19 protein-coding genes are annotated in these 22,832 nt (G+C 66.5%); 2 read left to right on the top strand and 17 right to left on the bottom strand.

From position 1 onward, the window contains the following. Positions 1-33: 33 nt before the first annotated feature. A complete protein-coding gene (locus CY652_RS09340; protein WP_102130426.1) occupies positions 34-2,370 on the top strand; it encodes a Tex family protein in 2,337 nt (778 codons plus the stop codon). A gap of 85 nt (positions 2,371-2,455) precedes the next feature. Here the strand turns inward: CY652_RS09340 and CY652_RS09345 are convergent, their stop codons facing one another. The 17 genes from CY652_RS09345 to ndk form a co-directional block, all read right to left on the bottom strand. Continuing rightward, entirely contained in the window at positions 2,456-4,345 is a 1,890-nt protein-coding gene (locus CY652_RS09345; protein WP_102130427.1) for a potassium transporter Kup, read from the bottom strand. A 252-nt stretch (positions 4,346-4,597) separates the two neighbouring features. After that, positions 4,598-5,176, bottom strand: a complete 579-nt coding sequence (locus tag CY652_RS09350; RefSeq protein WP_180970497.1) for a phosphoribosyltransferase — start codon at positions 5,174-5,176, stop codon at positions 4,598-4,600. Positions 5,177-5,194: 18 nt separating this feature from the next. Continuing rightward, entirely contained in the window at positions 5,195-6,541 is a 1,347-nt protein-coding gene (locus CY652_RS09355; protein ID WP_102130428.1) for an adenylosuccinate synthase, read from the bottom strand. Positions 6,542-6,763: 222 nt separating this feature from the next. Continuing rightward, positions 6,764-7,915 carry an ATP phosphoribosyltransferase regulatory subunit gene (locus CY652_RS09360; RefSeq protein WP_102130429.1) on the bottom strand — a complete coding sequence of 384 codons (1,152 nt, stop codon included), beginning with the start codon at positions 7,913-7,915 and terminating at the stop codon, positions 6,764-6,766. A gap of 78 nt (positions 7,916-7,993) precedes the next feature. Continuing rightward, positions 7,994-8,185, bottom strand: coding sequence for a DUF2065 domain-containing protein (locus CY652_RS09365; protein WP_102130430.1), 192 nt, complete (start codon positions 8,183-8,185; stop codon positions 7,994-7,996). 46 nt (positions 8,186-8,231) lie between these two features. After that, entirely contained in the window at positions 8,232-9,134 is a 903-nt protein-coding gene (hflC, locus tag CY652_RS09370; protein ID WP_102130431.1) for a protease modulator HflC, read from the bottom strand. 10 nt (positions 9,135-9,144) lie between these two features. After that, entirely contained in the window at positions 9,145-10,560 is a 1,416-nt protein-coding gene (gene hflK, locus CY652_RS09375; RefSeq protein ID WP_102130432.1) for an FtsH protease activity modulator HflK, read from the bottom strand. A 59-nt stretch (positions 10,561-10,619) separates the two neighbouring features. Next, positions 10,620-11,798: a GTPase HflX gene (hflX, locus tag CY652_RS09380; protein ID WP_180970499.1), complete on the bottom strand. Its 1,179-nt coding sequence runs from the start codon at positions 11,796-11,798 to the stop codon at positions 10,620-10,622. A gap of 106 nt (positions 11,799-11,904) precedes the next feature. After that, positions 11,905-12,141, bottom strand: coding sequence for an RNA chaperone Hfq (gene hfq, locus CY652_RS09385; protein ID WP_102130434.1), 237 nt, complete (start codon positions 12,139-12,141; stop codon positions 11,905-11,907). A 140-nt stretch (positions 12,142-12,281) separates the two neighbouring features. Then, positions 12,282-13,619: a ribosome biogenesis GTPase Der gene (gene der / locus CY652_RS09390; RefSeq protein WP_102130435.1), complete on the bottom strand. Its 1,338-nt coding sequence runs from the start codon at positions 13,617-13,619 to the stop codon at positions 12,282-12,284. A 313-nt stretch (positions 13,620-13,932) separates the two neighbouring features. After that, a complete protein-coding gene (gene bamB / locus CY652_RS09395) occupies positions 13,933-15,078 on the bottom strand; it encodes an outer membrane protein assembly factor BamB (RefSeq protein ID WP_102130436.1) in 1,146 nt (381 codons plus the stop codon). Positions 15,079-15,142: 64 nt separating this feature from the next. Next, a complete protein-coding gene (locus CY652_RS09400) occupies positions 15,143-15,772 on the bottom strand; it encodes a tetratricopeptide repeat protein (RefSeq protein ID WP_102130437.1) in 630 nt (209 codons plus the stop codon). A 77-nt stretch (positions 15,773-15,849) separates the two neighbouring features. Further along, on the bottom strand, positions 15,850-17,187 hold the full coding sequence (gene hisS / locus CY652_RS09405) for a histidine--tRNA ligase (RefSeq protein WP_102130438.1): 1,338 nt from the start codon (positions 17,185-17,187) through the stop codon (positions 15,850-15,852). A 25-nt stretch (positions 17,188-17,212) separates the two neighbouring features. Continuing rightward, the gene (ispG, locus tag CY652_RS09410) at positions 17,213-18,529 is read right to left on the bottom strand and encodes a flavodoxin-dependent (E)-4-hydroxy-3-methylbut-2-enyl-diphosphate synthase (RefSeq protein WP_102130439.1); all 1,317 of its coding nucleotides are present in this window, start codon (positions 18,527-18,529) and stop codon (positions 17,213-17,215) included. A gap of 95 nt (positions 18,530-18,624) precedes the next feature. Next, positions 18,625-19,812 carry a helix-turn-helix domain-containing protein gene (locus tag CY652_RS09415; protein WP_102130440.1) on the bottom strand — a complete coding sequence of 396 codons (1,188 nt, stop codon included), beginning with the start codon at positions 19,810-19,812 and terminating at the stop codon, positions 18,625-18,627. A 276-nt stretch (positions 19,813-20,088) separates the two neighbouring features. Beyond that, positions 20,089-21,228 (bottom strand): 23S rRNA (adenine(2503)-C(2))-methyltransferase RlmN, encoded by a 1,140-nt coding sequence (gene rlmN, locus CY652_RS09420; protein WP_102130441.1) that lies wholly within the window; start codon positions 21,226-21,228, stop codon positions 20,089-20,091. 117 nt (positions 21,229-21,345) lie between these two features. Then, on the bottom strand, positions 21,346-21,771 hold the full coding sequence (gene ndk / locus CY652_RS09425; protein ID WP_102130442.1) for a nucleoside-diphosphate kinase: 426 nt from the start codon (positions 21,769-21,771) through the stop codon (positions 21,346-21,348). A gap of 313 nt (positions 21,772-22,084) precedes the next feature. On the opposite strand from ndk, the gene CY652_RS09430 reads away from it, so the two are divergent. Then, positions 22,085-22,777 (top strand): Bax inhibitor-1/YccA family protein, encoded by a 693-nt coding sequence (locus CY652_RS09430; protein WP_102130443.1) that lies wholly within the window; start codon positions 22,085-22,087, stop codon positions 22,775-22,777. Positions 22,778-22,832: the final 55 nt, after the last annotated feature.

Below are 22,832 nucleotides of genomic sequence, written 5' to 3' on the forward strand. Positions count from 1 at the left end.
ACCGCAACAGCTCTAGCAGGAATCCCCCATCCCATGACGGAAACCGTAGCCCTCAAGATCGTCCAGCGCATTGCCACCGAACTGTCGGTCCAGCCGCGCCAGGTCGCCGCCGCCGTGCAACTGCTCGACGAAGGATCGACCGTTCCGTTCATCGCCCGCTACCGCAAGGAAGTGACCGGCAATCTCGACGACACGCAATTGCGCACGCTCGAGGAACGGCTGCTTTACCTGCGCGAGCTCGAAGAACGGCGCGCCACGATCCTCGCGAGCATCGACGAGCAGGGCAAGCTCACCGACGAGCTGCGCGGCGCCATCGAGACCGCGGACAGCAAGCAGGTGCTCGAGGATCTCTATCTGCCGTACAAGCCGAAGCGCCGCACGCGCGCGCAGAGCGCCCGCGAAGCCGGACTCGAACCGCTCGCGCGCGCGCTCCTCGCCGATCCGCGGCTCGATCCGCAGAGCGAAGCCGCGCAATACGTGGACGCCGAAAAGGGCGTGGCCGACGTGAAGGCCGCGCTCGACGGCGCGCGCGACATCCTCTCCGAACAATTCGGCGAAACCGCCGAGCTGCTCGGCAAGCTGCGCCAGTATCTGCACGACCAGGGCGTCGTGACATCGAACGTGGCCGAAGGCAAGGAAGGCGAGGAAGGCGAGAAATTCCGCGACTACTACGAGTATTCGGAAACCTTCCGGACCATCCCCTCGCACCGCGCGCTCGCGCTCTTCCGCGGCCGCAACGCGGGCGTGCTGCTCGTGAAGCTCGGCCTCGGCGCGGAACTCGACGCGCGGACGCCGCACCCGGGCGAAGCGATGATCGCCCGTCATTTCGGCATCGCGAACCAGGGGCGTCCCGCCGACAAGTGGCTCGCCGACGCGTGCCGCTGGTGCTGGCGCGTGAAGGTGCAGCCGCACATCGAGAACGAGCTGCTCACGCAGTTGCGCGAACAGGCCGAGGCCGAAGCGATCCGCGTCTTCGCGCGCAATCTGAAGGATCTGCTGCTGGCCGCGCCGGCCGGACCGAAGGCCGTCGTCGGGCTCGATCCCGGCCTGCGTACGGGCGTCAAGGTCGCCGTCGTGGACCGCACGGGCAAGCTCCTCGCGACGGATACCCTCTATCCGCACGAACCGCGCCGCGACTGGGACGGCTCGATCGCGAAACTCGCGCGTATCGTCGCGCAGACCGGCGCGGAACTCGCCAGCATCGGCAACGGCACCGCCTCGCGCGAAACCGACCGGCTCGCGGGCGAGCTGATCGCGCGCCACCCCGAGCTCAAGCTGCAGAAAATCGTCGTCTCCGAAGCGGGCGCTTCCGTGTATTCCGCGTCCGAACTGGCGGCGAAGGAGTTCCCGGACCTCGACGTGTCGCTGCGCGGAGCGGTCTCGATTGCGCGCCGGCTGCAGGACCCGCTCGCTGAACTGGTCAAGATCGAGCCGAAGGCAATCGGCGTCGGCCAGTACCAGCACGACGTCAACCAGCGCGAGCTCGCGCGGTCGCTGGACGCCGTGGTCGAGGACTGCGTGAACGCGGTCGGCGTGGATGCGAACACCGCGTCGGTCGCGCTGCTCGCGCGCGTGTCGGGGCTAAACGCGACGCTCGCGCGCAACATCGTCGAATACCGCGACTCGAACGGCGCCTTTCCGTCGCGCGAGCATCTGCGCAAAGTCCCACGACTCGGCGACAAGACCTTCGAGCAGGCCGCGGGCTTCCTGCGCATCAACGGCGGCGAGAATCCGCTCGACCGCTCGTCGGTGCACCCCGAGGCCTACCCCGTCGTCGAACGGATCCTCGCGAAGATCAGTCGCCCGATCGGCGACGTGCTCGGCAATCGCGATGCGCTCACGGGCCTGTCGCCGGCCGAGTTCGTCGACGAGCGCTTCGGTCTTCCGACCGTACGCGACATCCTCTCCGAACTCGAGAAGCCGGGCCGCGATCCGCGCCCCGAGTTCAAGACCGCAACGTTCCGCGAAGGCGTCGAGAAGGTGTCGGACCTCGTCCCCGACATGGTGCTCGAAGGCGTCGTGACGAACGTCGCGGCGTTCGGTGCGTTCGTCGACATCGGCGTCCACCAGGACGGGCTCGTGCACGTGTCGGCGATGTCGACGAAATTCGTCAAGGATCCTCACGAAGTCGTGAAGGCCGGCCAGGTGGTGAAAGTCAAGGTGCTCGACGTCGACGTGAAACGCCAGCGCATCGCGCTCACGATGCGGCTCGACGACGATCCGGCCAGCGCGGCGGCGCGCAGCGGCCAGTCCGGCGGTCCGGCGTCCCGTGGCGGCAACGGGGGCGGCGCGCGGCCACAGCAGCGCTCGCGCGATGCCGAACCCGCCGGCGCGATGGCCGCGGCGTTCGCGAAGCTGAAGCAACGCTAGATCCGGCTGGCTCATGAAAAAAACCGGCGCACAGAACTGCGCGCCGGTTTTTTCGTTTCAAGCCCGCCCCGATCGACGGGCCTGCCTAGATTTCGATCTTCGTGCCGAGCTCGACCACGCGATTGGCCGGAATACTGAAGAAGTCGGTCGGCTTGGCGGCGTTCTGGTGCATCCATGCGAAGACGCGCTCGCGCCAGATCGACATGCCCGGCAACTGGGTCGGCACGACCGTCTCGCGGGCGAGGAAGAACGAGGTGTCCATCAGCTCGAAGGTCATGTCCTCCATGCGCCCCACCTCGAGCAGCACCGCCTTCACGTCCGGCGTTTCGTTGAAGCCGTAGGTGGCCTTCACGAGATAGAGGCCACCGCCGATGTCCTTCACGTACAGGCGTTCGGTATGGTCGACGTAGGGCACGTCGAGGATCGTAAAGGTCAGGAAGATGGTGCGCTCGTGCAGCACCTTGTTGTGCTTGAGGTTGTGCAGCAGGCCGACCGGAACCAGCGCGTCGCTGCCGGTCAGGTAGATCGCCGTGCCCGACACGCGATGCGGCGGATGAGCCAGCAGCCCCTGCAGGAACGGCATGAGCGGGATGCCGTCGGCGGCGGTGCGTTCCTTGACGATCATGCGTCCCTTGTACCAGGTCGTCAGCAGGAAGAACAGCAGCCCGCCGATGCCGAGCGGCAGCCAGCCGCCGTCCGCGACCTTGAGCAGGTTCGAGCCGAAGAAGCCGAGGTCCACGGTCATGAAACCGGCGATGATGAGCGCGACGAGAAACTTGTTCCAGTTCCACACCCTGACCATCACGACGCAGGCGAGCACGGTGGTGATCACCATCGTCGCGGTGACGGCGATGCCGTAGGCGGCCGCCAGGTTGTCCGAGCTCTTGAAGCCGACCACGATGCACAGAATGATGACGAGCAGGACCCAGTTCACGATCGGCACGTAGATCTGCCCGATCGCGAGGTCCGACGTGTGCAGCACCTTCATGCGCGGCACGTAGCCGAGCAGGATGGCCTGGCTCGTCAGCGAATACGCGCCCGAAATCACCGCCTGCGAGGCGATGACCGTCGCGACCGTCGAGAGCACGACGAGCGGCAACAGCGCCCAGTTCGGCGCGAGCAGGAAAAACGGATTGATGATCGCGTGATGGTCGCGTATCAGCAGCGCGCCCTGGCCGAAGTAGTTGAGCACGAGCGACGGCATCACGAGCACGTACCAGGCGACGCGGATCGGCTTCGGGCCGAAGTGGCCCATGTCCGCGTAGAGCGCTTCCGCGCCCGTCAGCACCAGCACGACCGAGCCCAGCACGACATAGGCCTGCAGCACGTGCGCGGACATGAACGTGAAGGCGTAGTACGGATTGAGCGCCGAGATGATGATGGGCGCCGCGACGATGTGCACGAGACCGAGCACCGCCAGCACGATGAACCAGATCACCATGATCGGCCCGAACAGGCGGCCGACGAGCGCCGTGCCGTGACGCTGGATCCAGAAAAGCGCGATCAGGATCACCATCGTCAGCGGCAGCACCAGGTGCGAGAACTCCGGCGCCGCGATCTCGAGGCCCTCGACGGCCGAGATCACCGAGATGGCCGGCGTGATGACCGCGTCGCCGTAGAACATGCACGCGCCGAAGATGCCGAGCAGCGTCAGGACTGCGGCCGTGCGGCTCGCGCGCGAAAACGAGCGCAGCGCGAGCGCCATCAGCGCGAGCACGCCGCCCTCGCCGTCGTTGTCCGCGCGCATCACGAACAGGACATACTTGACGCTGACCACGACCATGATGGCCCAGAACAGCAGCGAGGTGACGCCGAGGATCGACGCATTGTTGAGCGGTATGCCGTGATCGGGGCTGAACGCCTCCTTCAACGAATACAGCGGACTCGTGCCGATGTCGCCGAAAACCACGCCGATCGCCGCGACGGCGAGAGACGACTGGGACTGCTGCCTGGCCACATGGTTGCTAATTGTCATAGACGCTGAAATCCGTTTCGAGGCGCAAAAAACGAGCGCTATTCTAAACCGGGCTCCCCAGCCTGCCACGGCCGCCGTTGTGACCGTGCCACGCGGGCGTACCTGGGCCAGTTTAGCATCGGCCCCCCCTTCCGTCTGCCCGACGGCAGTCACGCGCCTGTCATCGAGGACGGCCGCCCCGACATAAAAAACGGAGCGCACGGCTCCGTTTTTCTACCTGCTGCCCGAACGGACAAACTCGCGAACCGCTCGCTATGCGCCGCCGCTCGCCTCGCGAAACCCGGACGGCATGTCGCCCGCGATCCGCTCGCGAAGCTGTTGCGGACGCACCGTATCCCATGCTTCGAACGGCTGATGAATCCAGGGGCTCGCCGGCAGATGCTGCGCGAAGTAGTCGGGCTTCACCGACGAGCACCCCTTGTACCAAAGTACTGCCGTGCGTACGCCGGTCACGGCGGGATAACGTTCTTTCAGATGCTGCTGCACGCGGGAAAGGGTTACGCCCGAATCGACGAGATCGTCGACGAGCAATACGTTGCCGGCCAATTCGCCGTGCGTCGTCGTGATGTAGCGCGCAATGTCGAGCTCGCCCTGCCGCATGCCGGCCTCCTCGCGATAGGAACTCGTGGCGAGAATCGCGAGCGGCAGGTCGTAGATGCGCGAGAGCAGATCGCCGACGCGCAGTCCGCCGCGGGCAAGACACAGAATCCGGTCGAACCGCCAGCCCGACTCGTGCACGGCAAGTGCGAGCTGCTCGATCAGCCGGTGATACGCGTCCCAGCCGACCCAGAGGTTCCTGTCGTCGTTGCGCGAATCGGACAGGCCGGTCATGGTCGCGCCCGCCTTCGTTCAGACCTTGAACGGGTGACGCAGCAGAATGGTCTCGTCGCGGTCCGGGCCGGTCGACACCATGTCGATCGGCACGCCCGCGACTTCCTGGACGCGCGAAAGATAGGCCTGGGCGTTGGGCGGCAGCGCGCTCCACTGCGTGATGCCGATCGTGCTTTCCTTCCAGCCGCCGAACGTTTCGTAGACCGGTTCGCAGCGCGCCACCTCCGACGCCCCGCGCGGCAGGATGTCTGCGTCCTTGCCGTCGATGCGATAGCCGACGCAGAGCCGCACCTCGTCGAAGCCGTCGAGCACGTCGAGCTTCGTGATGCACAGGCCCGACACGCCGTTGATCTGGATCGAGCGACGCAGCGCCGCCGCGTCGAGCCAGCCGGTCCGGCGCGGACGGCCCGTGACCGAACCGAACTCCTTGCCGACGTTTGCGAGCGTGACGCCGATCGCTTCCTGGCGCGCCGGATTCCCGGCGTCGTATAGCTCGCTCGGGAACGGGCCGGCGCCCACGCGCGTGCAGTACGCCTTCGTGATGCCGAGGATGTAGTTCAGACGCTGCGGCCCGACGCCCGCGCCCGCGGTCGCCGCGCCGGCGACGCAGTTGCTCGACGTGACGAACGGATAGGTGCCGTGATCGATGTCGAGCAGCGTGCCCTGCGCACCCTCGAACAGCAGATTGCCGCCCGCCTGATTCACGTCGTGGAGCCGGCGCGACACGTCGGTCACCATCGGCGCGAGCCGGTCGGCATAGCTCAGCATCGTGTCGAGCGTCTGCTGGAAATCCACGGCGGAAGCGCCCAGATACTGGGTCAGCACGAAATTGTGAAAGTCGAGGTTGTCGCGCAGACGCTCGGCGAAGACCTTCGGCTCGAACAGATCCTGCACCCGCAGGCCGCGGCGGCCCACCTTGTCCTCGTAGGCGGGCCCGATGCCGCGCCCCGTGGTACCGATCTTGTCCGCGCCGCGACGCGCTTCGCGCGCCTGGTCGATTGCGATGTGATACGGAAGAATGAGCGTGGTCGCTTCGGAAATGAACAGGCGCCGCCGCACGTCGATGCCGGCGCTCTCCAGCTCGTCGATTTCCTTGAACAGCGCCTCGGGCGACAGCACCACGCCGTTGCCGATGTAGCAGGCGACGCCGGCCCGCATGATGCCCGACGGAATCAGGCGCAGGATGGTTTTCTTGCCGCCGATGATGAGCGTGTGCCCGGCGTTGTGACCGCCCTGGAAACGCACGACGCCCTCGGCGTGGTCCGTCAGCCAGTCGACGATCTTGCCCTTGCCCTCATCCCCCCACTGCGTACCCACGACGACGACGTTACGCCCGGGAGTCACATTCACTGCACTGGCAGACATGGTGTTTCGTTAGCTGGTTAAAAACGTATTCTACCTGGGTTCACGCCGGGTTCCGCATTTTTCGCGATTTTTTCCGCGTTTTTTCCGGCCTTCTCCCCGCATTTTTCCCTTTGCACTCAATGGCATGGGCGTTTCGGGCTGGCAGGGTGCGCCGGGTCGCCGGGCGGTTCCGCCCGCGGCCCGACGTCGATTCCGGAGGAAAACGAGCCGGAGAACCCGGGCTCAGGCGCGGGCTTCGACCACCCAGGCGCCGTCGCGCTCGACCAGCACGCGATCGAACTCGAACTCGTCCAGATCACCCTCGTGGCCCGGCAGCGCCTGGATGACGACCTCGCCCGCATCGCGCAGCGCGGCAACGCTCGCGCGCAGCGCATCGTCGTGCCGCCACGGCGCGAGAATCGCGCTGCTGCGCGCCGCGACAGGCGAAATGCGGGCCACCTCGCGCAGATCGAGCGAGAAGCCCGTCGCCGCCCGCGCGCGGCCGTAGGCCTGGCCGACGTGGTCGTACCGCCCGCCGCGCGCGACCGCGTTCGGCACGCCGTCCACGTAGGCCGAGAACATCACGCCGCTGTGATAGGCATAGCCGCCGAGATCGGCCAGATCGATCAGCACCTCGGCACCGTCGATCTCCTCGACGAGGAACGCGAGATCGTCGAGCGCGCGCGCGATGCCGGGCAGCGCCGGCAGCCGGCGGCGCGCCTCGTCGAGCACGCCGGCGTCGCCGTAGAGCGTCGGCAGCGCGCGCAGCGCGTCGCGCGCAACCGGCGCGAGTCCGTCCGTCAATTCGGCAAGGCGCGGCACGTCCTTGCCGGCCAGCGCCTCGTAAAGCGCATCGCCAAGCGCGGCGGCGGCCGGATCGGCCTCGATCAGCGCGGCCAGCACGCCCGCGTGGCACAGGTCGAGCCGCGTCTTCGCGAGACCCGCGAGACGCAGCGCGTCGAGCATCAGTTGCTGGATCTCGAGGTCCGCCTCGAGCCCCGCGTGACCGTAGATTTCCGCGCCGATCTGGATCTGCTCGCGCGTCGCGTGCAGCCCGCGCGGCCGCGTGTGCAGCACGTTGCCCGCATAGCAGAGCCGCGTCACGCCCTGACGGTTCAGCAGATGCGCGTCGATGCGCGCGACCTGCGGCGTGATGTCGGCGCGCAGGCCGAGCGTGCGGCCCGATAGCTGATCGACGAGCTTGAACGTGCGCAGGTTCAGGTCGCGGCCGCTGCCCGTCAGCAGCGACTCGAGGTACTCGAGCAGCGGCGGCATGACCATTTCGTAGCCGTAGGCGCGAAAGCGATCCAGCAGGCGGCGGCGCAATTCTTCGATCTTGCGCGCCTCGGACGGCAGCACATCGGCAATGTTCTCGGGAAGCAGCCAGGTCGACATCGGTTCAATCCTACGACGTTGAAAACGGCGCGCGGGCCCGCCAGGCCGCGACGCCAGGAAAAACGGAGCGACGGCCGCTCAGGTCGCGAGCAGCAACAGGACGAGACCCAACCCCATCAGGATCAGCCCGCCGATCCGGATCTGATGCGGCGGCCGCTCTGCGATTTTACGAAACGTGTCGCGCCATACGGTCGGGAGCACGAACGGAAACATGCCCTCGATAATCAGCATCAGCGCGACCGCGAGCAACAGGGAAGCAGCTATGTTCATGCGCGGAAGACGCGCCTAGGTCCTGCGCGACGCGTCCGTCTCGTCTCTAGTGTCTGCGGGACGCCGGCGCGGCAGCCGGCGGCGCCTCGCCGGTGGGGCTGCGCATGAAGCGGAAGAAGTCGTTGGACGAGTCCACGACGATCACGTCGTTCGGCTTGAAGCTCTCCCGGTACGCCCGCATGCTCTGATAGAACTGATAGAACTGCGGATCGCGATTGAATGCCTGCGCCGCGATCGCCGCCGCCTTCGCGTCGCCGTCGCCCTTGATCTGCTGCGCTTCGTCGTAGGCGCTCGCGAGCACGGCCTGCTGGCGCCGCGCGGCATCGTCGCGAATCTGCTGCGCCTCAGCCGTACCCCGTTCGCGCTCGTCGGCGGCGGCCTGCTCCCGCGCCGCGCTCATGCGCTTGTAGACGGCATCGGCGAGCTCGGCCGGATAGTCGACGCGCGTGAACTCCACGTCGAGCACCTCGATGCCGAGCGGCGCGGCACTCGCCTTCAGCGAGGCTCGCGCAACGCCGGCCAGGTTCTGCTGCTGCGCGAGCGCATCGCTCAACGTGTATTTCGAAAACGCGTCGGAAAGCGCGTCGCGCGAAAGCACGGCGAGCCGGTCCGAAAGCGTCTGCAGGTCGCCGCGCGTGGCTGCGAACAATTCGAGCGGCTCGGTCACGCGGTAGCGAATCACGGGCTCGACCAGCAACTCGGTCTTGTCGGCCGTCGTATAGCGGTCCGTGTCCAGCGTGTCGAACGCCTGCACGCGCGTGTCGATCAGGGTCGCGGTCTGCAGCGGCGCCGGCAGCTTCAGGTGCAGGCCCGGCCCGTCGAGCGTCGGCGCCGAGTCGCCCGAGCCCGTGACGACCGCCACGTGGCGGGGATCGACGACGAACACGGTCGAGGACGCGACGAGCAGCGCGACTACGATGACGACGACGAACGCGATGATGCGGTTCATAAACGCGCTCCTATTCCGTGTCGTCTTCGCGTTCGCGATTGCGGAACGCTTCGCGCGAGCGCAGCGGATCACCCCCGACCGACGAAGCATCGCTGCTCGCCGACGGCGCCGCCGACGAAGTGTCGGGACTCGACGCCGGAAGCGCCGCGCCGTCGCTGGCATCGGTATTGCCGCTGTCGTCGGCGCCTGTCGACGACGACAGCCCCGGCACGTCGGCTGCGGACGCCGCGCCGGAGGCCGGCGCCGCCGCCCCGCTGGCGGCCGGCGACGAATGCGCCGCCGCGGCGGCAAGCTTGTCGAGCGGCAGATAGATCACGTTGTTGCCCGACTTGCTGTCGACGAACACCTTGGTCGTATTGGCGTAGATGTGCTGCATGGTGTCCAGATACATGCGCTCGCGGATCACGTCCGGCGCTTTCGAATACTGCTCGTAGACCTGCGTGAAACGCGCCGCGTCGCCCTGCGCCTGCGCGACGACGCGGTCGCGATAGGCCTTCGCGTCGTCGATCGTGCGCGCGGCGTCAGCCTGCGCGCGCGGCACGAGTTCGTTGGCGTAGGTCTGCGCGTCGCGCTTCGCGCGCGCAACGTCCTGATGCGCCTTGTCGGCATCGTCGAACGCGCTCTGGACCTGGTCCGGCGCCTCGACGCCCTGGATCGTCACGCCCGTCACGGCAAGCCCCGTCTGCCAGGCGTCGAGCGAATGCTGGATCGCGTCCGCCAGTTGCGCGCGCAACGGCTCGCGGTCCGCGTAGAGGATGTCGTTCGTGCTCATCGTACCGACGATCGAGCGCACGGCCGCCTGGGCCGCCTGGGTCACGCTCAGGTCCGGGTTGGCGCTGCGGAACAGATAGTCGGTCGGCTGCTTGACCTGGTATTGCACGGTGAAGCGGATGTCGAGAATGTCGCCGTCCTCGGTGAGCACCGAGGCGTCCGTGGCGTTCGCGTCGCGCATCACGTTGCTGCGTCCGATCTCGACCGTGCGGATCTGCCCGACGTTGACGGTTTCCTGCGCCTGGAACGGCCAGGGCAGGCGCCAGTGCACGCCCTCGCCGACCGTGTAGCGATACTGTCCGAACTGGAGGACGACGCCCGCCTGGCCTTCCTGCACGACGAACACGCCGCTGCCCAGATAGATCGCGATCAGCACGCCGATGACGATCCCGACGCCGATCCGCGCGCTGCGTCCGTTGTCCGGGCGCGGCCCCAGACCGCCGCCCTTGCGCCCGAACAGCTTCGCCAGGCGCCGGTTGAAGTCGCGCCACATTTCGTCGAGATCGGGCGGACCGTCGCCGTTGCCGCCGCCCGACGGGCGACGCGACCCGTCGGATCGCTGGCCGTCGGCATCGCCCCGACCCCAGCGCGGGTCGTTCAGCGCAAAGAGGGCGCGCGCGCGCCGCCAGCCAGTCCGCGTGTTGTGATCGTTCACCTGAGTTCGTTTACCAGAGTAGACAGCGGGTCATTCGTGTTCGCGCGGCCCCGGGCAGGTCAGTGCCCATGCTCCGGCACCTTGCGGTAGTCGTATGATGCCGCCGGCGAAGCGCCGTCCGGCAGCAGCGGCGCAATGGCCGTGTCGGCGAGCGGCCCGGCGGTTGCGATTTCGGCGATGGCGGCGCGCAGCGCGTCAAGCCCCACGCCCGTGCGCGCACTCAAAAAGACGCGCGAAATATTACCATACTCGTCCCGCTCGACCGTGCCGCCGCGGGCCGCCAGCTCGGGCACCGCGTCGATCTTGTTGAACACGAGCACCTGGCGTACCGCGTCGGCGCCGATGTCATGCAGCACTTCATTCACCTGCTCGATCTGGTCGAGCCGCACCGCGCTCGACGCGTCCACCACGTGCAGCAGCAGGTCCGCCTGGATGGTTTCCTCGAGCGTGGCGCGGAACGCGGCCACGAGCTGGTGCGGCAATTCGCGGATGAAGCCGACCGTGTCCGACATCACGATCTGGCCGACCTCGTCGCCGAGGTAGACGCGACGCGATGTCGTATCGAGCGTCGCGAATAGCTGATCGGCCGCATACGCCTGGGCTTTTGTCAGCGCATTGAAGAGCGTGGACTTGCCCGCGTTCGTATAGCCGACGAGCGAAACCGAGATCGTGCGGTTGCGTTGCCGCTGGCGGCGCTGCGTACCGTGCTGCCGACGCAGCTTCGCGAGCCGGCCCTGCAGCATCTTGATGCGCTCGCCGATGAGCCGGCGGTCGGTTTCGAGCTGCGTTTCCCCCGGGCCGCGCAGGCCGATACCGCCTTTTTGCCGCTCGAGGTGGGTCCATGCACGCACGAGCCGCGTGGCCAGGTACTGCAGTTGCGCGAGTTCGACCTGCAACTTGCCTTCGTGGCTGCGGGCGCGCTGCGCGAAAATGTCGAGGATGAGGCTCGTGCGGTCCACCACGCGACGGTCCAGCGTCCGCTCCAGATTGCGTTGCTGGGCCGGCGAGAGCGCGTGGTTGAAAATGACGATTTCGACGTCGTTCGCCTCGCAGGCAAGGCGCAGTTCTTCGGCCTTGCCGCTGCCGACGAACATCGCGGCATCGGGACTCGAGCGGCGGCCCGTGAGGGTAACGACGGGATGGGCGCCCGCGCTTTGCGCGAGCAGGCTGAGTTCTTCGAGGCTGGCTTCGAAATCGGTCTTGCCGAAGTCGATGCCGACAAGCGCAGCGTGGGTCAAATTAGCGGATATCAAAATGAAAACGGCCGGTTCGGGCCGCCTCCGCGCCGCGCAATCGCGCAAAAAAGGATTGGCGGAGACAGCGCCGGCACCGGCCGCGCCGGGATCAGGACGGTTCGGAATCCGGGTGGAAATTCACCGGGCGGGCGGGGACGACGGTAGAAATGGCATGCTTGTACACCATCTGGGTAACCGTATTCCGGAGCAACACGACGTACTGGTCGAACGATTCAATGTTCCCTTGAAGCTTGATGCCGTTGACCAGATAGATCGACACAGGCACATGCTCCTTGCGCAGTGCGTTCAAAAACGGGTCTTGTAACAATTGCCCTTTGTTGCTCATAGCAAACTCCGTATTTTTTTGCAGGTTTAACTTGGATTGACAGCAAAGAAAAAGAAATTCGCCGCCAATCGCTACACTATAGCCGATTTTGATTTTGTCGCACGGCCCCCGCCCGGATGGCGGAGCCTCCGTGCGCGAGCTCAGCTTTTATCGGCATAGGGATTCGTCGAGGAACGAAACTCTATGCGCAATGGAGTCCCCGTCAGCGAGAAAGTTTCGCGAAAGCGGTTCTCAAGGTAGCGTTTATACGTGTCGGTGACGGCGTCGAGCGCATTGCCGTGAATGACGATGATCGGCGGGTTCTGCCCCCCCTGGTGCGCATAGCGCAGCTTCGGCCGCACGGGTCCGCGGCGGCGCGGCTGCTGGAACTCCACGGCCTCGATCAGCGCGCGCGTGAGACGCGGCGTCGGCAGCTTCGACATCGCGGCGCCATAGGCATTGTCCACCGAGCGCATGAGCGCGCCGACGCCGAAATTCTCGGTCGCCGAAATAAAATGAAATTTAGCGAAGTCGAGGAATTTCAGCTTGCGTTCGAGATGATGGCGCGTGCGTTCGCGCACATGCTCGTCGAGGCCGTCCCACTTGTTCACGCCGACCACGAGCGCCCGCCCCTGCTCGACCACGAAGCCCGCGATGTGCGCGTCCTGGTCCGAAACCTCCTGACGCGCGTCGAGCAGCAGAATCACCACGTTCGCGTCGGCGATCGACTGCAGCGTCTTCACGACGGAAAACTTCTCGATCGCCTCGAACACCTTGCCGCGACGGCGCAAGCCCGCGGTGTCGATCAGCGTGTATGGCTTGCCCTGGCGCTCGAAGTCGACGTAGATCGAGTCGCGCGTCGTGCCGGGCATGTCGAACGCGATCACGCGGTCCTCGCCGATCAGCGTGTTGACGAGCGTCGACTTGCCGACGTTGGGCCGCCCGACGATCGCGATCTTGACGCCCCGCGTCGCACGCTCCTCCTCGCCCTCCTCTGGCTCGCCCGCGTAGGCGACGCCGAGCGCCTCGTCGATCATCTCGGTGACGCCGTCGCCGTGCGCGGCCGAAATCGCGCGTGGGTCGCCGAGGCCGAGCTCGTAGAAGTCCGCCGCCACGGCGCTGTACTTCATGCCCTCGGCCTTGTTGACGACGAGGAAAATGGGGCGCCCGGTCTTGCGCAGATAGTCGGCGATGGCCTTGTCCTGCGGCGCGAGCCCGTTACGCCCGTCAACGATGAACACGACGACGTCCGACTCTTCCACCGCCTGGCGGGTCTGCCGCGCCATCTCGTGCAGGATGCCGTCCTTCGCGACGGGCTCGAAGCCGCCGGTATCGACCACGAGATACGGTCGTTCGCCCACCCGCCCCTCGCCATAATGGCGATCGCGCGTGAGGCCCGGCAGATCGGCCACCAGCGCATCGCGCGAGCGCGTGAGCCGGTTGAACAGCGTGGATTTCCCCACATTGGGGCGCCCGACGAGGGCGATTACGGGTTTCATCTGTTTTTTCTACGGTAAGGCGCCGCGCAAACGCATTCCGCGCGGCACGCGGCTCTGCCGCGTGGGCATGCGGCAAACGGGTAAAGTGCAAATTATCACGAATCGGCTGCCGCACGCGCATGTCCGGCACGGCACGCGACAGCCGGAAAATATGGGACGGCCCCGACGATGCAGGCGATACGGTCGCCCGAAAAAACGGCTGGCCGGCGCGAAGCCGGCCCGGAAAACGCTGGAAAGCCCCGAAGGCGCCGGAGCGCCTTTCACGCCGGGCGCCCGTCGAGCGCCCGGCACGCGCTCATCTTGTCCCTGACGCCTAGCGCCGCGGGCGCAATCCGTACAGATTGCCGTCGTGGGTCTGCACGACGAGCGTGTTGCCGGCCAGCACCGGCGCAGCCGTGATCGGGCTGCCGTCGGTCTTCACGCGGGCGACGAACGTGCCGTCGTCGAGCGAGAGGAAGTGCACGTAGCCCTGGTAATCGCCGAGCACCACGGCGTGGCCCAGTATCATCGGCACGCTGACGGCGCGGTTCTTCAACTGGCTGTTGGTCCAGGTCGGCGCGCCGTCGGTCACGTTGTAGGCATGCACGACCGACCAGTCGTCGCCGCCCACCACGGTGCTGTCGCTCTCCGCAACGCCGCTCGTGCTCGAGAACGGCAGTTCCCAGAGCGGGTGCCCCGAGTTCGCGTCGAAGCAGCCCAACTGCCCCTGGAACGTGACGGCGCAGGTCACGGAGCCGACGAGCATCGGCGGCCCGCTCACGTCGTTGATCCGCTCGACTTCGGTCACGCCCTTCGGATACGAAACCGGCGTCTCCCAGAACGCATCCCCGGTCTGCAGGTTGATCGCCGCGAACGTACCGCCCGCGAAGCCGGCCAGCACGCCGTCGTCGCCGGCGAACGTCATGCCGGCGGACACGCGCAGGTTCAGCGGCACCTCGCTGCTGCGGTAATCCCATTTCTGCTCGCCCGTCTGCTCGTTGAACGCCACGACCTGGCCGTCGATCGTGCGCACGATGATGAGGCCATTGCCGACGAGCGGCGGCGAAATGATCTCGCCCGGCGCCGTGACGTGCCACAGCACCTTGCCGCTGTCGTCGATCACGTAGACCGTGCCCTTGAGGCTGCCGACCACGGTCGCCGTGCCGTCGCTGCCGACGCCGGCCGACAGGTCGTCGTGAACGCGTGTGTGCCAGACTTCCTTGCCGGTGCTCGCGTCGATCTTCACGACGGTGCCGTTCGCGCCGGCCGCATATACCGAATCGCCGACCACGACGGGTGAGAACAGATAGTGACCGGCCTTGCCGACGCTGGCCTTCCAGACCTGCTGCACGTCGAGAACCGGCTTGAACGCGGTCAACGGCGTCGGCGCACGACGCGGGTCGGGCGTCGAGCAGGCCGCCATGGCAAGAACCGTCATCGCGCAGGCAACGGGCACAACGTATCGTTTCAGCAGATTCATCGGTGAACGAAACACGAATGGAGATTGAATAAATAAGCGGAGCAGCCCGGCCGGACGGCGACGGTCAGCCGCCCAGCGCATCGAGCTTGAACTGGATCAGTTGACGTTCGGACGCACTGCCTTGCGGCAGGTTCTCGAGCGCCAGTTGGTAGGCGGCGCGCGCCTCGTCGCGCCGGCCCGCGGCCGCGAGCAGATCGCCCCGCCCGTCGGCCACCACGCCCTTGAACGGACCCGACGCAGGCTGCACGAGCAGCGCGAGCCCTGCGTCGTAGGCTTTTTCGTCGAGCAGCAGCGAAGCGAGACGCAGCTTCGCGATCTGACGGAATTCATCGTCCTTCGCGTGATCGATGTCCCACTGGAGCTGGGCCTTGGCGCCGGCGGCGTCGCCGGCCAGGTAGAGCGTCTTCGCCGCCGCGAGCGCGCTCATCTGCGCGTAGGCGGTACTGCTGAACCGGCTTTCCATGTCCGTGGCCGCGCGCGTCATGAGCGCCTGGTCGCCGGCCGTGGCGGCCTGCTGCACCTGGTCGTAGAGCACGGCGGCTCCGGCCGCCTGGTGACGCTGCCAGTAATTCCAGCCGTTCCACGCGGCAAGGGCGAGCAGCACGACCAGTGCGACCCACGTGGAGACGTTACCCCATTGCCCCCACCAGGCCTTGAAGCTCTCGATCGATTCCTGTTCGTCGTGGTAACTCATCGCGAAGCGATTCCTTCCTGTCCTTAAGCTGTTGTTGCCGGCCGCGCCAGCCGTCGAACATCGTGCAATCGTCGCAATCAGTCGTCGCCGTCTTCGGCGGTTGCAACCATCGCATTGATTAGATATTCGGTCAAGTCTTCGAGTTTTACCGTTTGCTGCGCGTTCTTCGCGTCGGCGGCGCCGGCGCGCAGCGGCTTCACGCCGGCCGCGCCGCTGGCCACCTCGTCCTCGCCGAGCACCACGGCGAAGGCCGCGCCGCTCGCGTCGGCGCGCTTCATCTGCGACTTGAAGCTCGCGGCCTGGCCGTCGGCGCTGCAATGGAGGATCACGTCGAGCCCCGTGTCGCGCAGACGCTCCGCGACGATGAACGCCTGCTCCCGCGCGGCGTCGCCCTGATGGACGACGTACACGTCGCAGCCCTCGACCTCGGGCGCGAGTTCTTCTTCCTTCAGCAGTTCGAGAATCCGTTCGACGCCCATCGCCCAGCCGCACGCGGCCGTCGGCTTGCCGCCGAGCTGCTCGATGAGCGGATCGTAGCGGCCGCCCGCGGCCACCGTGCCCTGCGCGCCGAGCTTATCGGTAATCCACTCGAACACGGTCAGGTTGTAGTAGTCGAGCCCGCGCACGAGCCGCGGGTTGATCGTGAACGGAATGTTGTTCGCCTTCAGGATGCGCTGCAGCCCTTCGAAGTGCGCGCGCGATTCGTCGCCGAGGAAGGCGATCAGCTTCGGCGCGTTCGCGGCGATCTCCTGCAGCGCGGGGTTCTTCGTGTCGAGCACGCGCAGCGGATTCGTATGAAGACGGCGCTTCGCGTCCTCGTCGAGCGCGTCGACGTGCTTTTCCAGGTAGGCGATCAGCTCGACGCGGTGCGCCGCGCGCTCGTGCGCGAGGCCGAGCGAGTTGATCTCGAGGCGGATGCCGGCAAGCCCCAGATCGTCCCACAACCGCTGGCACATCAGGATGATTTCGGCGTCCGCGTCGGGACCGGCGAAGCCGAGCGCCTCGATGCCGACCTGATGGAACTGGCGATAGCGGCCGCGCTGCGGACGCTCGTGGCGGAACATCGGGCCGATGTACCAGAGCCGCTTCGGGCCGTCGTAGAGCAGATTGTGCTCGATCGCGGCGCGCACGACGGCGGCCGTGTTCTCGGGCCGCAGCGTCAGGTTCTCGCCGTTCAGCGAGTCGGTGAAGCTGTACATCTCCTTCTCGACGATGTCGGTCACCTCGCCGATGCCGCGCGTGAAGAGCTGCGTATGCTCGACGATCGGCGTGCGGATGTTCTGGTATCCGTACGAACGGAGCATCGACTTCACCGTCGATTCGAAGAAGTCCCACAATCCCGCCTCCTGCGGCAGGATGTCGTTCATGCCTTTCACGCCGGAGAGCTTCTCCGGCTTTTTCTTCTGTTCAGTCATTATTCGATCGGGTGATGCCCAGTTCTCAGTTGAGCGTGGCCGCCTGGCCATACTTGCGTTCGACGTAATCGCTCACGATCTGCTGGAATTCCTCGGCGATGCGTTCGCCGCGCAGCGTCTTCACTTTCTCGCCGTCGATGAAAACCGGGGCCGCCGGGTTTTCGCCCGAGCCCGGCAGGCTAATGCCGATATTCGCCTGCTTCGATTCGCCGGGACCGTTGACGATGCAGCCCATCACGGCGACATGCATCTTCTCGACGCCGGGATACTGGCCGCGCCAGGTCGGCATCTGCGTGCGCAGATAGGTCTGGATCTGCGAGGCGAGTTCCTGGAACAGCGTGCTCGTCGTGCGCCCGCAGCCCGGGCACGCAATCACCATCGGCGTGAACGAACGCAGCCCCATCGTCTGCAGGATTTCCTGGCCGACGATCACTTCTCCGGTCCGCGACGCGCCCGGCTCCGGCGTGAGCGAGATGCGAATCGTGTCGCCGATACCCTGCTGCAACAGCACGGCCAGCGCGGCCGTCGAGGCGACGATGCCCTTCGAGCCCATGCCCGCCTCGGTCAGCCCGAGGTGCAGCGCGTAATCGCAGCGCTTCGCGAGCGCCTGGTACACGGCAATCAGGTCCTGCACGCCGCTCACCTTGCACGACAGGATGATCTTGTCGCGGCCGAGGCCCAATTCCACGGCGCGTTCGGCCGAGCCGACCGCCGACTGGATCAGCGCCTCGTACATCACGCTCTGCGCTTCCCACGGCACGGCGCGCGCGCCGTTTTCGTCCATCATCTTCGCGAGCAGGTCCTGGTCGAGGCTGCCCCAGTTCACGCCGATGCGCACGGGCTTGTCGTACCTGATCGCCGCCTCGATCATCTGCGCGAACTGCGTGTCGCGCTTCGCGCCCTGCCCAACATTGCCCGGGTTGATCCGGTACTTCGAAAGCGCCTCCGCGCAGCCCGGATAATCGCGCAGCAGCAGGTGGCCGTTGTAGTGGAAATCGCCGACGAGCGGGACCGTCACGCCCATCCGGTCGAGCTGCTCGCGAATCGCCGGCACGGCCGCCGCCGCTTCGGGCGTGTTGACCGTGATGCGCACGAGCTCGGAGCCGGCCTGCGCGAGCTCTTTGACCTGGATGGCGGTACCGATCGCGTCGGCCGTATCGGTGTTGGTCATCGACTGCACGCGCACCGGCGCCTCGCCGCCGACGGTCACCAACTGGCCGCCCCAGCGCACGTCCACCGCGTGCGACTTGCGGCGCGGCGCATGGCCGCCGGGAATCGGCTCGGACGAGCTGACCTGACTGCTGGATTGGGATTGCGAATCGGATAGCATCGATAAACCCATTGATCGCCGCGCGTGCGCCGCGACTGCCGCGCACGCGAAATTGAAAAAGCGTCGCGGCCCCCCGGAGGGCGGCCGCGACGCATACGATACCCGAATCAGGGCAGCGTGAAACGCGCCACGTTACCTCGCGCCGAAGCGTATTTCGACGGGCTCACGGGCTGGCCGTCGAACGTCATCGACCCGATGCCGGTCTTGTTGCCCACCGTGACCTTCAACGGCGGCGCGCCACTCACGTCGTGCGAGTCGCCGTTGTGCAGCAATCCGGAAAAGACTTCCTTGCCGTTCGCCTGCCGCACGCTGATCCACGTGTCCTGCGTCGCGCTGATCGAGAACGTCGACGCGCCCGAGGCCGCCTCTGCACCGGCTGCCGAGGCGGGCGCCTCCGTCGCCGACGCCGACGCCGCCAATGTCGCTACGGCAGCGACGGCCGGCTCGCTGGCCGCGGGCTGGGCCTGCCCGGGCGCTGCCGCGACGTCGCTTGCGTCGTCGTCGGCGGACGCGCTCGCTTCGGTGTCCGGCGCCGACAGCTGCGGCTGCACGGTCGCCGTCTCGCTCGCCGCCGGTGCCGCCGCCGTCGCGTCGGAAGCCGCGGGTGCGCTCGCGGAGGTATCCGGCGTCGCGGCATCGCTGGCGCCGGCCGACGGCGCGGACGCATTGCTGGCACCGGCCGCCGTGCCCGGCGTCGTCTGTCCCTCGACGACGGTCGATGACGCCGCCGCTTCGTGTCGGGCCGCCGAAGTCGCGTCGGCAGCCGTCGCCTTCAGGCGCGCGAACCATGCCGCCGAGTCGATGCTGTTCGTGCGCCACATCGCCAGCGCGATGACGGCGATGACGATCACCGCGATGCCCCACAGCCACGAATGGCGCTTCGGCGAATTGCCGCCGAGCGACAGAGAAACCCTGCCGCGCGGCAGGTCGGCGCCGGCCGAGGCCGGCATCGACAGATCCGGCTGCGGAATGCCGCGCTCGCGGCGCAGCAACTGGATGAACGGCGCCGGATCGGCGTCGAGCATCTTCGCGTAGCTGCGCACGATGCCGAGCACGAACGTCGTGTCGGGCAACTGGCTGAGGTCGCCCGTCTCGAGCGAGCGCAGCTTCGAGACCGAGACCTTCAGGCGCGCCGAGACGTCGTCGATCGACCAGCCCTTCGCCTCGCGCAACTGCGTGAAGCGCGCGCCCATGGCAGCAAGCGAATCCACGGGCTGCGCCTGCGAAGGCGCAGCGCCCTGCGCCGGACGGCCTGCGTTCGTGTCTGTCCCGTAAGGCTGCTGCGGCTCGCTCATCCCAAAATCCTTGCGTCGATTCTTTTATCAATCCCGGAACCGGCTGACGTCTTGCTTCACGCCCCGATTCGCAGACCGTTTATAACAAAATGTACGACTTCCGTGCCGTCTGCGACTACCGTCGCCATGTTTTCCCGTGCGGCCGCCCCCCGGCGCAACCGCCCTCTTTGCTACGCATCCACGGACTGTACTGCGTCCTTACCGCCCATTCACCAATTAATTACCGGCCGCCGGCGGCTCCCTCGCGCCCGTCGCGTCGCGTCCGGTCGTGCCCGGTTACGCCGGGCGCACTTCGATCACCCGTTTCGCGCCCGCCTTGCCGCTCCGCGCGGCGAGCCGCGTGCGATCCTGGACCGCGCCGGCAAGCTGCCCGCACGCCGCGTCGATGTCGTCGCCGCGCGTCTTGCGCACGGTCGTCACCACGCCGGCGTCCATGAGCACCTGCGCGAAGCGCCGGATCTGCTCCGGCTTCGAGCGCAGCAGCCCCGACTCCGGAAACGGATTGAAAGGAATCAGGTTGAACTTGCACGGCACGTCGCGCGTCACCGCGAGCAGTTCGCGGGCATGCGCCTCGGTATCGTTCACGCCGTCGAGCATGCAGTATTCGAACGTGATGAAATCGCGCGGCGCGACCTCGAGGTAGCGCTCGCAGGCCGCCATCAGCTCGACCAGCGGATATTTGCGGTTCAGCGGCACGAGCTCGTCGCGCAATACGTCGTTCGGCGCATGCAGGGAGACCGCCAGCGCCACCGGCAGTTCCGCGCCGAGCCGGTCCATCATCGGCACGACGCCCGAGGTGGACAGCGTCACGCGCCGACGCGACAGCCCGTAGGCGTTGTCGTCGAGCATCAGGCGCATGGCCGGCACCACGGCATCGTAGTTGAGAAGCGGCTCGCCCATGCCCATCATCACGACGTTCGTGACCACGCGCTCGCCCTTGCCTTCGCCCTGCGGCGCGCCCGACGACGCGCGCAGCGTGAACTCCGCCATGCGAAGCTGGCCGATGATTTCGGCTGTCGTCAGATTGCGGGAGAAGCCCTGCTTGCCGGTCGAGCAGAACCGGCAGTTGACCGCGCACCCGGCCTGCGACGACACGCAGAGCGTCCCGCGCCCCTCCTCGGGGATGAACACGGTTTCGACCGCGTTGCCGTTGCCGACGTCGATGAGCCACTTGCGCGTGCCGTCGGCGGAAACGTGATCGCTCGCGATGCCGGGCATGCCGATCGCGGCACGCCCCTTGAGCTTTTCGCGCAACGACTTCGCGAGGTCGGTCATGCCGTCGAAATCGGCGGCGTTGTACTGGTGAATCCAGCGCTGTAGTTGCCTGGCGCGAAACGGCTTCTCCCCGAGGCTCTCGCAGTACGCGACGAGCGCCTCGGCGTCGAAATCGAGAAGGTTGACGGTTGTGCTCGTCATGCCGAATCCTGTCATTCCTGCCGTTTCAGCGCGAACGCGCATTTGCCCGGTTTCGCTCGTGCCGGGAAAACGCACTGCCGTTCGCGACCACCATGCTGCAAAAACGCCGGCTCGCGCTTAACGCGAGTAGACGTTGACTTCCGGGAAGAAGAACGCAATCTCGACGCGCGCCGTTTCCGCCGCGTCCGAGCCGTGCACCGCGTTCGCGTCGATGCTGTCCGCGAAATCAGCGCGGATCGTGCCCTTCTCCGCCTTCTTCGGATCGGTCGCGCCCATCAGCTCGCGGTTCTTCAGGATCGCGTTCTCGCCTTCGAGAGCCTGCACCATCACCGGGCCCGAGATCATGAATTCGACGAGATCCTTGAAGAACGGGCGCGCGGCGTGCACGGCATAGAACTTCTCGGCGTCGGCGCGCGAGAGGTGGACCATGCGGGCGGCAATGACCTTCAGGCCAGCGTTTTCGAAGCGGCTGTAGATCTGGCCGATCACGTTCTTGGCCACGGCGTCCGGCTTGATAATCGACAGGGTGCGTTCGATCGCCATAAAAACTCCAAAAAATTAAGAGGTTACAGATTCAAATGAATCCGCAATTGTAGCATGTTCCCGTGTATCATTGCGATTGCTCCCTGTTAGCAGAGCCCCGTCGCGGTCAGTGGGCCAGCGGCGCGAGCGCTCCGCGCGAACGAGTCCTGCGCGACACGAACGGGAAGTGCGCGGCGAAACATTGAAACTCCCGGCCTTCGAGCTTATCTTACGTAGACAGAGGTCCTGCGGCACCAGCCGAAAACGGCGGCCCGCAATCGCTGCTACAACGATACAACTCGCGCTACACTCATCTTTCACGCAAGGAGAAAGCATGAACTATCCCTATCGCTTCGGCCGCAGCGGCGTCGTTTCGGCCGAAACCCGCAACCGCGTGCTGCGCAATACCTATTGGCTGCTCGCGCTTTCGATGGTGCCGACGGTGCTCGGCGCCTGGATCGGCGTGACCACCGGCTTCTCGCTGTTCGCCGCCAGCAGCCCGGCCATGAGCCTGCTCGCGTTCTTCGCGATCGCGTTCGGCTTCATGTTCGCCATCGAGCGCACCAAGAACAGTTCGGTCGGCGTCTTCGTGCTGCTCGGCTTCACGTTCTTCATGGGGCTGATGCTGTCGCGCCTGCTCAGCTTCATCCTCGGCTTCTCGAACGGCCCGTCGCTCATCATGCTCGCTTTTGGCGGCACGGGGATCATTTTCGCCGCGATGGCCACGATCGCCACGGTCAGCAAGCGCGATTTCTCGGGCCTCGGCCGCTGGCTGTTCGTCGGCGTGATCGTCATCCTGCTCGCCGGCATCGCGAACATGTTCCTGCATCTGCCCGCGCTGATGCTCACCGTTTCGGTGCTCGCCATCGCGATCTTCTCGGCATACATGCTGTTCGACGTGCAGCGCGTCGTGAACGGCGGCGAGACGAACTACATCTCGGCGACGCTCGCGATCTACCTCGATCTCTACAACGTGTTCACGAATCTGCTCGCGCTGCTCGGCATTTTCGGCGGCAACCGCAACTAAGGTTGCCGTCTGGCGCGGTGCGGCACGACGCCGCATCCGCCGCCGCGTAATATCC

The organism is Burkholderia sp. WAC0059 (genome assembly GCF_002870125.1).
In the GTDB taxonomy this organism is placed as follows: domain Bacteria; phylum Pseudomonadota; class Gammaproteobacteria; order Burkholderiales; family Burkholderiaceae; genus Paraburkholderia.

Coding starts and splice junctions, on each gene's coding strand:
- CY652_RS09340 (WP_102130426.1), top strand. CDS start 34: ATGACGGAAACCGTAGCCCTCAAGATCGTCCAGCGCATTGCCACCGAA.
- hisS (WP_102130438.1), bottom strand. CDS start 17,187: ATGACTGAACAGAAGAAAAAGCCGGAGAAGCTCTCCGGCGTGAAAGGC.
- CY652_RS09350 (WP_180970497.1), bottom strand. CDS start 5,176: ATGACCGGCCTGTCCGATTCGCGCAACGACGACAGGAACCTCTGGGTC.
- CY652_RS09415 (WP_102130440.1), bottom strand. CDS start 19,812: ATGAGCGAGCCGCAGCAGCCTTACGGGACAGACACGAACGCAGGCCGT.
- ndk (WP_102130442.1), bottom strand. CDS start 21,771: ATGGCGATCGAACGCACCCTGTCGATTATCAAGCCGGACGCCGTGGCC.
- CY652_RS09430 (WP_102130443.1), top strand. CDS start 22,085: ATGAACTATCCCTATCGCTTCGGCCGCAGCGGCGTCGTTTCGGCCGAA.
- der (WP_102130435.1), bottom strand. CDS start 13,619: ATGAAACCCGTAATCGCCCTCGTCGGGCGCCCCAATGTGGGGAAATCC.
- ispG (WP_102130439.1), bottom strand. CDS start 18,529: ATGGGTTTATCGATGCTATCCGATTCGCAATCCCAATCCAGCAGTCAG.
- CY652_RS09365 (WP_102130430.1), bottom strand. CDS start 8,185: ATGAACATAGCTGCTTCCCTGTTGCTCGCGGTCGCGCTGATGCTGATT.
- hflC (WP_102130431.1), bottom strand. CDS start 9,134: ATGAACCGCATCATCGCGTTCGTCGTCGTCATCGTAGTCGCGCTGCTC.
- CY652_RS09345 (WP_102130427.1), bottom strand. CDS start 4,345: ATGACAATTAGCAACCATGTGGCCAGGCAGCAGTCCCAGTCGTCTCTC.
- hfq (WP_102130434.1), bottom strand. CDS start 12,141: ATGAGCAACAAAGGGCAATTGTTACAAGACCCGTTTTTGAACGCACTG.
- rlmN (WP_102130441.1), bottom strand. CDS start 21,228: ATGACGAGCACAACCGTCAACCTTCTCGATTTCGACGCCGAGGCGCTC.
- CY652_RS09355 (WP_102130428.1), bottom strand. CDS start 6,541: ATGTCTGCCAGTGCAGTGAATGTGACTCCCGGGCGTAACGTCGTCGTC.
- bamB (WP_102130436.1), bottom strand. CDS start 15,078: ATGAATCTGCTGAAACGATACGTTGTGCCCGTTGCCTGCGCGATGACG.
- CY652_RS09360 (WP_102130429.1), bottom strand. CDS start 7,915: ATGTCGACCTGGCTGCTTCCCGAGAACATTGCCGATGTGCTGCCGTCC.
- CY652_RS09400 (WP_102130437.1), bottom strand. CDS start 15,772: ATGAGTTACCACGACGAACAGGAATCGATCGAGAGCTTCAAGGCCTGG.